The organism is Lentisphaera profundi (genome assembly GCF_028728065.1).
Taxonomy (GTDB): Bacteria; Verrucomicrobiota; Lentisphaeria; order Lentisphaerales; family Lentisphaeraceae; genus Lentisphaera; species Lentisphaera profundi.
On record NZ_CP117812.1, the window covers coordinates 924,264 to 938,263 of the forward strand.

9 protein-coding genes are annotated in these 14,000 nt (G+C 40.8%); all 9 read right to left on the reverse strand.

What is annotated here, in order from left to right:
• Positions 1 to 111: 111 nt before the first annotated feature.
• The 9 genes from PQO03_RS15185 to PQO03_RS15225 all read right to left on the reverse strand — a co-directional run bounded on the left by PQO03_RS15185 (position 112) and on the right by PQO03_RS15225 (position 13,945).
• Positions 112 to 1,470 carry an MFS transporter gene (locus PQO03_RS15185; protein ID WP_274154037.1) on the reverse strand — a complete coding sequence of 453 codons (1,359 nt, stop codon included), beginning with the start codon at positions 1,468 to 1,470 and terminating at the stop codon, positions 112 to 114.
• 239 nt (positions 1,471 to 1,709) lie between these two features.
• On the reverse strand, positions 1,710 to 4,715 hold the full coding sequence (locus PQO03_RS15190; protein WP_274154038.1) for an alpha-amylase family glycosyl hydrolase: 3,006 nt from the start codon (positions 4,713 to 4,715) through the stop codon (positions 1,710 to 1,712).
• Between the two features lie 35 nt (positions 4,716 to 4,750).
• Complete coding sequence (locus PQO03_RS15195) at positions 4,751 to 6,535, reverse strand: HAD-IIB family hydrolase (protein ID WP_274154039.1); 1,785 nt, start codon at positions 6,533 to 6,535, stop codon at positions 4,751 to 4,753.
• 139 nt (positions 6,536 to 6,674) lie between these two features.
• Positions 6,675 to 7,271 carry a Tll0287-like domain-containing protein gene (locus PQO03_RS15200; protein ID WP_274154040.1) on the reverse strand — a complete coding sequence of 199 codons (597 nt, stop codon included), beginning with the start codon at positions 7,269 to 7,271 and terminating at the stop codon, positions 6,675 to 6,677.
• A gap of 96 nt (positions 7,272 to 7,367) precedes the next feature.
• Positions 7,368 to 8,639: an ammonia-forming cytochrome c nitrite reductase subunit c552 gene (locus tag PQO03_RS15205; protein WP_274154041.1), complete on the reverse strand. Its 1,272-nt coding sequence runs from the start codon at positions 8,637 to 8,639 to the stop codon at positions 7,368 to 7,370.
• Positions 8,636 to 10,579 carry an FAD-dependent oxidoreductase gene (locus PQO03_RS15210; protein WP_274154042.1) on the reverse strand — a complete coding sequence of 648 codons (1,944 nt, stop codon included), beginning with the start codon at positions 10,577 to 10,579 and terminating at the stop codon, positions 8,636 to 8,638. The genes PQO03_RS15205 and PQO03_RS15210 overlap by 4 nt, the downstream gene beginning before the upstream one ends.
• A gap of 180 nt (positions 10,580 to 10,759) precedes the next feature.
• A complete protein-coding gene (locus tag PQO03_RS15215; RefSeq protein ID WP_274154043.1) occupies positions 10,760 to 11,560 on the reverse strand; it encodes an ABC transporter ATP-binding protein in 801 nt (266 codons plus the stop codon).
• Positions 11,561 to 11,568: 8 nt separating this feature from the next.
• Complete coding sequence (locus PQO03_RS15220; RefSeq protein WP_274154044.1) at positions 11,569 to 12,414, reverse strand: ABC transporter ATP-binding protein; 846 nt, start codon at positions 12,412 to 12,414, stop codon at positions 11,569 to 11,571.
• Positions 12,415 to 12,427: 13 nt separating this feature from the next.
• Positions 12,428 to 13,945 carry an ABC transporter permease gene (locus PQO03_RS15225; RefSeq protein ID WP_274154045.1) on the reverse strand — a complete coding sequence of 506 codons (1,518 nt, stop codon included), beginning with the start codon at positions 13,943 to 13,945 and terminating at the stop codon, positions 12,428 to 12,430.
• Positions 13,946 to 14,000: the final 55 nt, after the last annotated feature.

The window sequence follows — 14,000 nt, forward strand, 5'->3', positions numbered from 1 at the left end:
GGTTAATTACATAAGTGTAATATTATTTATATGCCATAAAAATCCCACTTATTTGAAAATAAGTGGGAATAGTAAGTACTAAATAATAAGCAAATCTGTAGTTCTTCAGGCTTAAGCAGCTATGGGAACAGCACCAACTAAAGCCTTTTTAGTTTCTGCCGCTGCTTTGGCTTCATCTTTCGCAGTGAAGCGGATTAAGGCGGTGCTAACACCGGCAAATACAATGATTCCACCGAGAATAAGGAAGCTGTTGGAGATACCAGCCGCTTCAGTTTCAGCTACTTTATTTTGACTTTTAAGAAGAATCCCAGCAAGAACTGCGCCTGCATTACCACCGGCACCGACGATACCAGAAACAGAGCCGACGCATTTTTTGTTAATAAAGGGAACGACCGTAAAGGTGGCACCTTCGGCCATTTGAACACTCAAACTAAAGAGAATAAGAACGACAATGGCGAGAGGAAAATAAGTGATTTGAGAAAAAGTAGCTAGAATCAGGCCTTCAATGATCAAAATCACCATAAGAAATTGAACACGACCTTTAAGACCTTTTTTGATACCGAATTTGTCTCCACACATTCCGCCGAGTGTACGGGCAAAAATATTCATCAGGGCAAAGCAAGCGACTAAAGTACCAGCAGCACCACGAGTAAGTCCAAATTGTGCTTGGAGATAATCATCCATGATACCATAGACAGTGAGCTCTATACCGAAGCAACCTGCATAGACGAAGAATAGGATCCAACTTCTATAATCTTTAGCTGCCGTCATAAAACTGCCTTCTTTTTTAGATTGAGCATCAGTTTTGATTTTCCCAGAAGCTTTCAGTTCTTTGAAATTCCCCTCAGGTGTGTCCTGTGTGAATTTGTAATAGACGATACCCATAAGGAAGCAAACAACACCAGCAATACCCATTGACCATCTCCATGCGTCAGCTTCAGCGACGCCACAGGCAATTACGATAGCCGCAATGATGGGCATGCCAAGGCGGTTAGCACCACCCCCGAGGTTGCCCCATCCTGCAGAAGTGGCATTAGCAGTACCGACGCAGTTAGGTGCAAACATGAGAGAAGTGTGAACTTGAGTGATTACGAAAGAGGCGCCAATAAAACCAATGAGAATACGGCAAAAAATAAATTGTTCATAATTTTGAACAAAGGCAATGCCTATTACGGGAAGTGAGCCCAAAAGTAACATCCAGGTGTAGCAAAGGCGTGGACCATATTTATCGCAAAGTTTACCAAGCAGTAAGCGGGCAAAGATAGTTCCGGATACTGCAGCAATAATAGAGTTATATTTCTGCTGAGGTGTTAAGCCTAGATCCTTGATAACCGCTGGCATAAAAGGGACAATGCCGAACCATGCAAAGAAACACATGAAGAAGGCGATGGCTGTAATCCAAAAGGTTCTTATTTGTGGACTCTTAAGGTCCGTGAGAGTGAGTTTGCTTGCTTTGCCTGCGACTTCCATAATTGTTACACCTGCTAGTTATGATAATAATTACATTTATGTAAACTTAAATAATTTAAATACGCCTGTCGTATTTTTATCAAACTTAACGGGAGGATTTGTTTCTTCAAACGCAATCTGTGGAAAAGTACAATAAAATTACATTTAGCGAAAAATAAACAAAATAGTTACAATTACGTAATATATATCATATGTAGAGGTGGGTGTGCAAATATTTGACTTAGGGATAGTACTTGCTATTAGGTTTTATTTGTGATCCATGCACATTGGTAGGGTGCTAATTCAATCACAGTATTTAAATCGTGGTAAACATCCTCACTTAATAAATCATACCAAGTTTCTGTGCTAATTAGGTTGAGTTCTACTAAGGGGATCTTTTGAACCTGCTTACTAATATTGTGAATAGCAAAGACATTTTGGTGACGATCGAGGCTCTCTCTCCAGAAGGCAAATAGCGAAGACCCTAAATGTAAGGTGTACTGTGTCGCATTTGGGTGAAAAGCAGCTTGTTTGCGACGAATTTTGATCAGTTTTTTAAGTCTATTAAAAACCGTCATGTGGTGGCTAGAGGGGTCTTGGAGTTGTTCATTAAGATCATTAATATCCCATTGACTACGATTAATAGAGCGTGCACGTCCCGTTTGTTTAGCGAGGTCGTGATTATTATGCGTTCCAAGTAAACTGTGTATATATATGGCAGGAATACCTTCAAGGGCTAGCATGATTGTATGGGCGCAGATATAGCGTTCAATATGCCATTGATCGGATTCAGAAGAAGCCGCATCAACCGTATTTTTAAGTGCATCGAATAATGAGATATTAACTTCATAAGGTTTATCTTGGCCATCAGGCATTCGTCGCATAGAAATATGACCTCCAAAACTACTGAGAGTAGAAAGCATGTTACTTAACTCTTTGTCGTGTAATAAACCTTCTGCTGGACGCACGCCTATACCATCATGAGAAGCAATGAAGTTGAGGTAAGTACGACCTCGTTTTGCAGGAGGCATAGACATCATCCATGTTTTAAGATGTGAACAGTCACCAGTAAGTAAGCTATTAATCAGCAAGGGAGGTAAAGAAAAATTATAGATCATGTGAGCTTCATTATCATTGCCAAAATAACTCAGGTTTTCACGATTTGGAACATTGGTTTCTGTAATGATGAGCGCCGACGGTTCTATACTTTCGATCACTAAACGGATGAGTTTTATAATCTCATGTGTTTGATGTAAATGAACACACTCCGTGCCACTTTCTTTCCACAGGAAGGCAACCGCATCGAGGCGGAAAAGTCTGATTCCATGTTTAAGATAATCACATAGAATACGAATGACTTCAAAGAGCACTTCTGGATTAGCATAATTGAGATCGATTTGGTCAGCACTAAAGGTACACCAAACAGATTTCTCTCCTTTTTCAGTTTTAAATTCGCTTAACAAAGGAGTAGCGCGAGGTCTTATGACTTTACTCAGATCAGTCGAAGCCTTGGGAACAATAAAGTAGGATTTTCCAGGTGATTTGTCTTTAAGAAAATTCTTAAACCACTTTGATTGACTTGAGCAGTGATTGATGACTAAGTCAGCCATTAGCTTGAACTCGCTAGCAATAGCTTCGACTTCTTGCCAAGTTCCAAGTTCAGGGTTGATTGCATCGTAATCAATTACCGAAAAGCCGTCATCGGAACTAAAAGGTGAAAAGGGTAAAATATGAACGGAATTGATGGTTTTGTTTAATTCACGATGAAGGAAGCGGTGAAGGGTGCGTAGTGGAGGTTCACTTTTATCCGACTTTTTGATAGTGTCACCATAAGTGATCAGGACCACATCATCTTCAGACCACTTATCCTGTTTTGTATTGGATAAATGACTTGTAGAGAGATTTAATTGATCCATAAGCTTATCGCTCAAAGTGTCGGTACAGATATCTGTGTTTAATGATCCATATATTTCACTTAAGTGAAGTGATATGCGCTCTTTTAGACGCTGTGTAGAAGGAGAAAGTACAGGTTTCTTCATTGTGGCGGCTGAAAAATCGCGATGATCTTTTTCAACGGCATCGACAAGTCTTTCAAAAATATCTGGTACCGCCGCCGTGACCCGTTTCCAGCTAGGCATAAAGGGACTTTCCATAGCTTTTTCTAAGAAATCTTGGCCAGCGTGGAGAATGTTTTCGGCAAAGAGTTCAACCGCTTGGCCTTCTTTGTGGCGGTCATAAGATAGACCATTGATGAGCGCATCATTATTATAGCTATCAATGAGGTCAAGGGCAATGCGGTAGTAAGTTGCCTTGATGGTACGTATAGTTCCCGTTGAGAAGACCGTGCCTTGTGTGGCCATTTTTCTAAAGAGTGATTTGGCAATGTCCGCACTCATTTTAGACAGTCCTTTGGAGCGATCGCTTTCCGAGAGAATTTGATGTTTATGATCATAATTATCGGCGATATCAACTTGGCAAATTTGGTTGTTAGAGTAATTGCGTTGAAGTTCTGATAAAACTCCCATTTCGAGCCCCCAATCCGCGGGTATTCTGATGTCTTCTAAGACATCACTTTTCATAGAGAATTCACCTGCCAAGGCATAGCGGAAGCTATCAAGATAATCGAGGTATTCATTGGGACCACAAACTTGTTTCATCGCACGGATCAACGGAGTGACAAGGAGTCTACATGCGCGGCCATTGAGTTTTTCACTCGCAATGCGTGAGTAAAAACCTTTACAAAATTTATAACTGAAGTTGGGGTGCACAACTGGATAAATGAGGCGCGCTAATAAGTCGCGCTTGTACGTAAGGATATCACAATCGTGAAGAGCGACTGCTTTAGCTTTTTCCGTAGCTAAAATGTAGCCAAACATATACCAGACATTACGTCCTTTTCCTGGGTGTGGAGGAGCTAAATCATAGGATTGGAGTAAGGCATCTATTGCGCGTAAACGCGGACCATCATGCCACATGATTTGAGGTTTCTGAGGTAGGCAATTAAAAAATTGTAGAGCGTTGCGGTATTGATCTTCATCGGCGCAATCGAGACCGACAACAATTTGGCTTAAATAATCGACATCTCGAAGTTCTTCGACAATATTGGCCAACGCGGGGCCTTCAAGTTCAGAATAGAGCGAGGGTAGTAATAAGGCCATCGGGTTTTTTTTACTGAAACTTCTTAATTCATCTTCTAATTCATTTATCGGTCGTTGATTGAGACTGTGTAGAGTTGTTATGGTACCGTGTTGATGAAAATCGCCCATGGTGTTCTCCTAGTGTTTGAAGATCATTGTCTTCGTTAAAATTGAATTCCATAAAAGGATTGTAGAATTTCTCTTATGCCCTGCTGCCATCCGGCGGGGCCATATTCGGTACATTGGATAGAGTGTGTGGTGCTTAGATTAAATGGGGGACGCTTTTTGTTGGGGATTTGAATTCCTAAATCCGCTTTGTTAAGCATAATTTGATCATTTGGACTATCTCCAAGTGCGACAACAAGCCAATGATGAGATGGATGCTTTTTTATATAATAAGCTCTCAGTTGTTGAAGAGCATCAGCTTTGTCAGCTTGTCCCATGAGGTGGATGAATTGACCTCCGAGGACAATTCTGATACCAGCGTCTTCAAGTGATTTTTTGAACTCGATCAATTTTTCTTGGCTATCATACCATAAAAGAGGTTCTGTAGCATTGCGTTGCTTGGCTAAGCTTGCAGCCTTGAGTTCGAGGCCAGTGGCAGAGCTTACTTCCTCGGGAGTCATGTCACTAAATCCCGTAAAGAGGTAATTGTTTTTTCGACGTAATTCATGAGCAACTTTCAAGATCGCTTTTATATCAACTGAGCTCACAGAAATATTGTATTGCGCATCGTTTGGATAAGCAATAAGGCCTCCGTTTTCTGCGACAATAGCTGTGGGAGGGCTTTGAAATTGCTGCTGAATTTTCTCTGATAATGGGATCATTTCGGCAAGTGTTTTACTTGAATTGAAAATCACGGGGAAAGATAAAGCACGTAGCTGTGCAAGGCTTTGATTTGCGGCAGTCCAGCTATACTGCTCATCTAAGAGACTCGCATCGAGATCGGTGACAAGCATGAGCTGACAAGATTTTATGTAATGCGTCCAATTCGCATTGTTGGTATCTTGTTTCACAATGGAATGATTATCGTTAAGATGAAAGGTGATATCACTCTGCTGAGGCATTTCCTTGAGCATCCAACGCGTTAGGCGTTCATAATGCATGATAAAGCGCTTTAATTCAGTGCTGTTCATGATCTGTGATTTAGCCAATGTATCCGATTGTTGCTTGAGTAATTGTTCTTCTTGCTGACTCCGCCATAGGTGAATGACTTCAAAGTTTGGTGCCTTTAACATGGCTAAATAATCGAGTTTACTAAAGAGTACTTGGTATTCATCGGCGAGTTTTTGGTTGATGTAATGTCGCCAATCTCCTGGAAGATCTTCAGAGTTTTCTAGCTCATTCTCGGGTGTTTCTAAGAGTTCCAATGGTTGGGGCTTGGCTCCGATACACCAGCCTTCGAGTATAATGATATCAACAAACTGGTTAGGTAAGGCATCGCCATTATGAAAGCGATCATCTATAGCCTTATTAAATCGAGGTATTTTAAGACTTGAAATTTTTTCGTCACTAGGCAGTGCCGCCAAGCTATCTAAAATTTGATTGGCGAGCGGAAGATCATGAGTTCCTGGGACACCACGTGTTTTTAAAAGTGGGTGAGTAGAAGAGGCCAATTGATTACGTTCATTTTTAGTCAGATAGAAATCGTCAATCGAAAGTGTGACGACATTAAGGCCAAATTCGCATAATAATGATTTAAGTAATTGGGCTAAAGTTGATTTACCTGTTCCTTGTGCGCCATTGATGCCAAGGATAAAGCTCTTGCCGTCCTGAGTTCGTTTTTCTTGCGACCATTGCAGCAGATTGAGAGATAAAGGAAGGTAGTATTGCCAAGCCGTACTCAAAAATGAAGAAGGGAGTTCGTTCTCCTGGATAAATTTTTTGATTAAATCTAAATGTAGAGCGGACTTTTCGCGCTGTAAATCAAGTTTAGAGAGATCTATCATATGTCACCTTCATTTAGGTTCGCAATAACTTCTAAGTAATTCATATACATGTTTATAGTTCTTGAAGAAAGCGGGCCGGGCCCGCTCCATTTAACGCTAAGGCAGTATGCAGTACTTTACTGGCTTAATCACAGTAATTTTAATTCATGGGGATACGAATGACAACGCCACCCATGACTTCTCCCATGATAAAATCTGTTCTGGGGGAATCTTTGTGATCATTATGGCAATCAATGCAAGCATCGGAAACCGCTACGTCAGGATAAACCGCGGTGTAGAATTTTTTGCCACCTAGATCTTCTGTACCATAAAAGTTTTTACCTGGGTTTGCACCGATAAACTTAAGACCGTCTTTTTCCATGGGGGTCTTTGGAGCATTTTGCTTATTGATGGGCCATTCAGATTGCAGCGAGTAGGTAAAGCCGGGGTTCTGTTCCATGGCTAAATCACGACCATAGCGGAACATTTGAGCAGGGAGCATGACGCCATTTTCTTTATCTTCCCATTGTTCATGAGGTTTGAGTATTTTTTTAGTTTTGCCCAAGTACTTAATGACGTGTTTAGTGTAGGCTGTTCGAGTACCTTTCATGACGGCAAATAGTGCATCGGCCATTTTTTGAGGTTTAACACTAGCTTCGACTGTTGCCGGGGCAGCAGTTTCAGCGGGTTTATTACAAGAGCTAAAGAAGGCAGCAGCTAAAGCTAAAGTGAGACATGTCGTTTTGATGAATTTCATAATATTTATTCCTTAAATTGTCTATAGTGATAATGCCTGCAAAATATATTTTGTGGTTTTGGAGATGTAGATTTTTGTATATGTATGTGAACCTCCTTATTCTCTTTGTTTAGCCCATTCGAGGGATTTGATTTTTTTACTAGGAGCCTTATTGAAATTATGTTTGATTAATTCAGGGTCGGCGAGGGCATTTATTGAGAATTCGAGTCCATGACATTTCATACAAGCACTACGGATCATTTTCTCATTAGGTCGAAGATTATTATTTTGATTATGGTCTACGATGACTTTGCCATTTTTCTTTATGCGGGGCATGTGGCAGGTGGCACAGGAAACACCCTTGTTGAATTCTTGCATTTCTGAATCAATCCTCCAGTAGGTGTAATGAGGTGACTTTTTATAATTCAGTGAATGCGCATCATTATGGCACTTTAGGCAGGCATCCATTGCAGCGGTTCGAAGGTTAAAGCGATGATCATTATGACAGCTAATACAATTCACCTCACGATGGGCCGCTTGTACTTTCATTTCTAAACGAGCATCACCGACTTTCATCGCAGGCAGTCCCACGTCGAGCCTCATGCCATGGCGACCTTGTTTAAATGAATCAGTCTGAGTTTGATGACAATTCTGGCAGGTTTCTAAGGGAACTTTGTCAGTCCAAGCTGTATTTTCTTCACTTTGATGACAATCACGGCAATTAACTCCTGCCGCCGCGTGTGCAGTGGAGCTCCAGTCATGTAAAATTTGTGGATTTGGCAATTCGGGTGAATCGTGTTCAAATAATTGTTTGTTTTTAGCTATTTTTTTATTAATTGAGATTTCACTGGCAGTATGTAGATGAGGATCTTCGCCATAATGCTCCACAAGAAAATCTTCATAGAGGGCACGATTATCATGGTAATTATGACATCCAGCCGTCGCACAACTAGTGAAATCGAGTCCTTTATGAGACTCTCTTTCTTCGCCGATATCCTGGTGGCACTCCATGCAAAAGTCACTTGGTAGAGTGAGTCCCATTTTTGACGTAGAGTGAGGCACGTGCTCACTATGGCAAGTTATGCATTTACGTCCATCAAGATTTTGTACCATTTCAAAGTTCCTTGGATCGTTAAATTTCGTTGCAGGGTGAGAATCTTGCCCATCTTTGAGGTCTTGTTGGTGGCAGTCAAGACAAGCATTTTCTTTGATCCCCATATTGGGAGTATGACAGGCATTGCATTTGAGCTCGATTTGGTAGTGACCATGGCTAGTTTCGTTAGGTAAAAAATTGGGCTTGAGCTCTTCGTTGAGGAGTTCATTTCCGAAGAAAATTGAAGCCATAGCACTGAGTGCGAGCCATGCAAGTATAGGAATAAGAGTTTTCATAATGAGAAATAATAAGCTTGGATAATGTGAAAAGTAATGAGTACGGGTAATGGCCAAAAAACGAAGAAATGAACAAAAGTTATGGGGCGTCTCCAACGTCGACAAAAAGCGGCTATTTTATTAGTTCCATAAAATTCAAAACTGGTGGTAAAGCCGGTGATGACACCAAATGAATTCATTGTAAAAAAGGTCCAAAATAAGTATGAATTGAGATTTTTCCCAGAACTAAAACCGGTGTGAGCCATGAGAATGATGAGGCTTAAGAGCGCAAAAATCGCATGAGATAATCGCCATAAATTATAGCTTCCCCAGCGGAAAAATTTAAAGCGCTTACGCATACTAATCAGTCCAGCAAAGATACTAAGAGCTAGAATAGTAAAGCCCGTAATTTGTCTCCAAAGACCACTACGTAGACTTTGGGTAAGTTTGTAAGCGTGTGAGTCGTACGAATCAATAGTCCAATAAGTGGGGGTAAAAAAGAGCAGTAACAAAGCGAATAAACATAGGCATGATGAGATCAGTAGTCCACGATTTGGTTTTCTACGGAGTTCAAGTTCTTTACCAGCGAGTTGCGCAATCAGTCCCTCGCAAGATCCACAAGCGGTACAGGCCCCCGTTTCTTTTTTTAAAGTAGCGATATCATTGTTACAAGTTTTAAAGCATTGGACGATTTCACCTTTAGTAACTTTTAGGCAGTTGCAAATGATGGTTTCATCGGGCCATCTTTCTACTGAATCAGTAATGTTCCAAAAGCTGCCTGTTTTGAGAAAGTTTTTAATTTCTTGCTCTGTCAGCAACATGCGATTTTCGATAGCACTTTGGATGCGGCCCAAGTCGGTCCATTCGCCAATTCCGATGGCACCAACAAGATGCTTTTGATCTATGCTTAACATCCGGTAGGTATTTTCATCTTGATAAGTGATCGATTTGAAAGGCTGTAAAGCAGCTCCTAAACTAACGACGTTTTCCCCCAAAAGTTTTAAACGGGTCGAGGTATCTGCGCCTAAGAATTTTTGTGTTTGTCCAGAGAAATTAGACGCTAAAATCTCGGCCATTTTATAGGCGGGAGCAACGAGACCATAGATAGTGTTTTGATGGCGCACACATTCTCCCATAGCATAGACATTTGGAGCTGAAGTTTGGAGTGAGTCATTACAAATTATTCCTCCGCCAAGAGATGTATCAATTCCGGCGTTTTTTGCCACTTGATGATTGGGGCGAATACCCGCGGAAATGACGATGATATCGCAGTTGATGGCAGAGCCATCTTTAAAAGATATTTCTAGGTGTGAGAAACTATTTTTTATTTCCTTTGTAGCCGTTCCCGTATGAACCTTAAAGCCTTTTTTATGAATCTGTTGTTTAAGTCGATTGGAAGCTTCGGGGGTTAATTGTTTTGGCATCAAAAAATCAGCCATTTCAATGATGTGTGTACTTAAGCCCTGAGCTTGGAGAAAATCAGCGGCTTCAATTCCGAGTAGGCCACCACCAATAACGACAGCAGTTTTTTTGTTATTTGAAAATGTGCGGATGGCGTCGGCATCATCAATAGTTCTGTAGGTGAAAACACCTTTTTTTTCCACACCTGGTATAGGTGGGACAAAAGGAGATGATCCTGTTGCAAATATGAGTTTGTCGTAGCTATAAGTCTTGCCTGTGTCACTAATAACTTTTTGTTGCTCAGTATTTACTTGTTCTACACCTTCTCCAAGATGAAGCCCGATGTCATTTTCTCGAAACCATTCAGCTTTAGCTAAGCATATACTATCGAAATTATTATTTCTAGCATAATTTGTGAGCTTGACACGGTCATAAGCCAGGTGTTTTTCTTTACTGAAAATGATCAAATCATATTGGTTTCCTAAGCCCAGTTTAACAAACTGGTCACAGAAATGTTTGGCAACCATGCCAAAGCCAATAATGATAATTTTTTCTTTCATAAAGATAGAGTCTGTTTTTTAGTTTTTTTGATATGAAACTGTATATAAAAAATCCCCAAGCCATCTCAGTGGAAGTTTGCAGGCGAAAACCAAGACAGCCTGGGAAAGTATTGTGAAAAAAATCCCAGGCCACTTCAGTGGAAGTTTGCAGGCGAAAACTAAAGCAGCCCGGGAAAGTGTTTAAGCGTGTTTTTTCTTTAATTCTTCTTGATCCTCTAAAAAAGAAATTAAGTGTTCACGGTAAGGGTAGTAATTCGGATGATTGAGTAAGGCTTGACGATCACGCGGACGAGGCAAGTCATTGACTAAAATGTCACCTAAAGTTGCTTTAGGGCCATTGGTCATCATAATCACCCTATCCGAAAGATAGAGGGCCTCATCTACATCATGTGTTACCATCAAGGTGGTGAGCTTGTGTTCCCCATGAAGTTTAACAATCAGATCCTGGAGTTCGTATTTTGTGAGAGCATCAAGCATCCCTAAGGGTTCATCGAGTAACATTATTTTTGGCTTAAGTGCAAAGGCGCGAGCGATACCTACGCGTTGACGCATGCCACTAGAGAGTTCCTTGGGTTTTTTATCAATGGCACCACTAAGGCCAACTGCGTGGAGATAGTGCATAACAATTTCTTCTTTTTCCTTGGCACTGGCATGAGGGTAAACTTTTTTAACCCCTAGCATGACATTTTCATAGGCAGTTAACCAAGGGAGCAGACTGGGCGCTTGAAAGACGACTCCTCTGTCGGGTCCAGGGCCATTTATTTCTTTGTCTGCTACAGCGACTGAACCTTTTGTTATATCATTTAAACCAGCAACCATTGAGAGGATTGTCGATTTTCCACAGCCTGAATGGCCAATAAGACAAACAAATTCAGATTCGGGTATTTGTAGATTAAAATCTTCTAAGACGACAAAGGGACCTTTTTTAGTTTCGTAAATTTTACTTAAATTCGATAGTTCTAAATAGCGATTTTTATCCATAATAAACCTCAGATGACAGCCGGCTCAATAGCCGGTAGTGGATAGCTAGAGCTATCGGTAGTGTCGTTTAATTGTTCTTTGCGTTTTTCTTCATTTAAGAAACCAATGACTTCAGCACGTAGTTTGCGGTATTGCTCATTATGATTGAGGGTTTTTTGATTACGTGGACGAGGGATATTGATATCGTAAGAAGGGCCGAGTGTGGCATTGGGACCTATGGTGATTGGAATGATTCGATCAGCCATATAGATGCCTTCATCAACATCATTGGTGATGAGCACAACGGTTTTTCCTGTAGATTTCCAGATATTGATGATCTGATCTTGTAGTACTGAACGAGTTAGAGCATCGAGGGCACTTAAGGGTTCATCCATGAGTAAGATATCGGGATCCATGGAAAGGGCCCGTGCTACAGAAACACGCTGGCGCATACCCCCTGAAAGTTCTTTCGGTTTTTGGTGGATCGCAGGTGTTAAGCTGACCATGTCCACATATTTTTCTATTAAAGCTTTGCGTTCGTGCTTTGGTTTATCTTTGTGGATTTGATTGACTGCTAAGCCGACATTGCCTTCGACGGATAACCAAGGAAGTAAAGAATAGTTTTGAAAGATGACGCCTCTGTCAGGAGCAGGGCCCGTAACGGCTTCACCCTTGCATCTTACTTCACCCTCACTGGGTTCCAAGAGTCCGCCCATGAGGTTGATAAGAGTAGATTTTCCCATGCCAGAAAAACCGACGATGGCGACAAATTCTCCTTCTTTAATCTGTAAATTTATGTCTTTAAGGATCTCGGCGCGATTTTCTTTTTCGCCAAAGTGTCTACTGACATTATTGAGTTCTAGAATATAGTCCATTATCAGCTCCTAATTAAGCGGCTACGTCGTCGTTGAAACTTACGAGTTTTTGGAAGATTGACATGATACGGTCGAGTACGGCACCAATGAAACCAATGATGAAGATACAGACGATGATATTGGCGAGAGATTCAACTTTATTATTTTGGTACTCTTGATCAATGTACCAACCCAGACCTCTTGAAGTAGCCATCATTTCTGAAACGATCAGCACCATCCATCCCACACCTAGAGTGATGCGTAATCCTGTAAAAATATAAGGGATGGCAGAGGGGATGATAATTTTAAAAATACGGTCAAACCAGCTCAGCTTCAATACTTTGGCGACGTTCATATGATCGGGGTCTACAGAGCTTACACCAAGCGCGGTGTTAGATAATGTGGCCCACATCGCACAGAGTGCTACAGTGATCCCTGAGTGAAGAAAAGTATTCTTTACGATGTCGCCAGTGAGAGCATTATCACCGACGAAAATACCATCAATGATCTGAATAGTGATTAATACCCAGGCGAGGGGAGACACCGGACGGAAAGTTTGTATGAGTGGGTTAAGGGCAGTCATGATTGAAGGGCTAAGTCCACAAAGGATGCCAATGGGGATGGCAATGAAAGCCGCTAGGAAAAAGCCAAATAAAACAGTGATGATACTCAGTTTTATATAATCGACAATACTACCATTGGAGTTGTATTCTTTACCTTTAAAAATTTGTTTTTCAAAAGCATCGAGTTTCTTTTTGTTGGAACTTATTTTTTTCTCTAATTCAGCTTTTTTAGGATCATTTTGATAGATGAGGTCTTGTTGGTAGTATTTATCAATTTTCTCAATCTTTTTAATCAAAGCTAAAGCGGTGTTTTCACTGCTTTTATAGATACGAGCAAGGTTCCCTTCGTAAACAGCTACCCGGCGATTATTGATATTGGCTAGTTTAGATAAACTTTCATCAGAAAGTTTGGGTTTGCCATCTAAGTCCATTACCAGTTCTTTATTGTCGTCATAGACGAATTTTTTCATTGTCTTGAGTTGAGTCGTGAGAGTAGCTACAGATGCTTTTTTATCACCTTCAGCTTTTTCAACAATAGCTTGATTCACTTTTATCTCATTGCTGAGTTTGCTAAGATGTTTTCCGATAACACTTTTAAGAGAATTGATTTTAGAAGTAAGAACTTTTTTGGTTTCGCTCATGCTTGTTTGTTGACGTTGCTCAATAAGTCCAGCGAGTTCTTTTCGAAAGTTTTCGTTGGTGATAAATTCATCTTTGTTAAATTTTTCGGTTTTGTGAGTGGCCCACATGGCTTTGGCCTGACTTAATACGTAAGAGGGACCAGGTAATTGACCAACGGATGTTTTTATTTTGGTAGAGCTGTAACTCCATATCATAAAGAAAGATACTATTGCAGCTAGCGGTAGAGCTATTTGACGGAAGAGGTCTCCCATTTGTTCTTTTGGATCATCTCCAGTACATAATCGTACGATAGGAATGAACCAGGTGAGTCCTGTTAATTCAAAAAAATTGATGAGCTTTTGTTTCATGAGTATATCCTGCAAGTTTCCAATTGGTGGTGCCCCTCACAGAGGAGGGGCGGAA

Coding starts and splice junctions, on each gene's coding strand:
- PQO03_RS15190 (WP_274154038.1), bottom strand. CDS start 4,715: ATGGGCGATTTTCATCAACACGGTACCATAACAACTCTACACAGTCTC.
- PQO03_RS15220 (WP_274154044.1), bottom strand. CDS start 12,414: ATGGACTATATTCTAGAACTCAATAATGTCAGTAGACACTTTGGCGAA.
- PQO03_RS15215 (WP_274154043.1), bottom strand. CDS start 11,560: ATGGATAAAAATCGCTATTTAGAACTATCGAATTTAAGTAAAATTTAC.
- PQO03_RS15210 (WP_274154042.1), bottom strand. CDS start 10,579: ATGAAAGAAAAAATTATCATTATTGGCTTTGGCATGGTTGCCAAACAT.
- PQO03_RS15185 (WP_274154037.1), bottom strand. CDS start 1,470: ATGGAAGTCGCAGGCAAAGCAAGCAAACTCACTCTCACGGACCTTAAG.
- PQO03_RS15200 (WP_274154040.1), bottom strand. CDS start 7,271: ATGAAATTCATCAAAACGACATGTCTCACTTTAGCTTTAGCTGCTGCC.
- PQO03_RS15225 (WP_274154045.1), bottom strand. CDS start 13,945: ATGAAACAAAAGCTCATCAATTTTTTTGAATTAACAGGACTCACCTGG.
- PQO03_RS15195 (WP_274154039.1), bottom strand. CDS start 6,535: ATGATAGATCTCTCTAAACTTGATTTACAGCGCGAAAAGTCCGCTCTA.
- PQO03_RS15205 (WP_274154041.1), bottom strand. CDS start 8,639: ATGAAAACTCTTATTCCTATACTTGCATGGCTCGCACTCAGTGCTATG.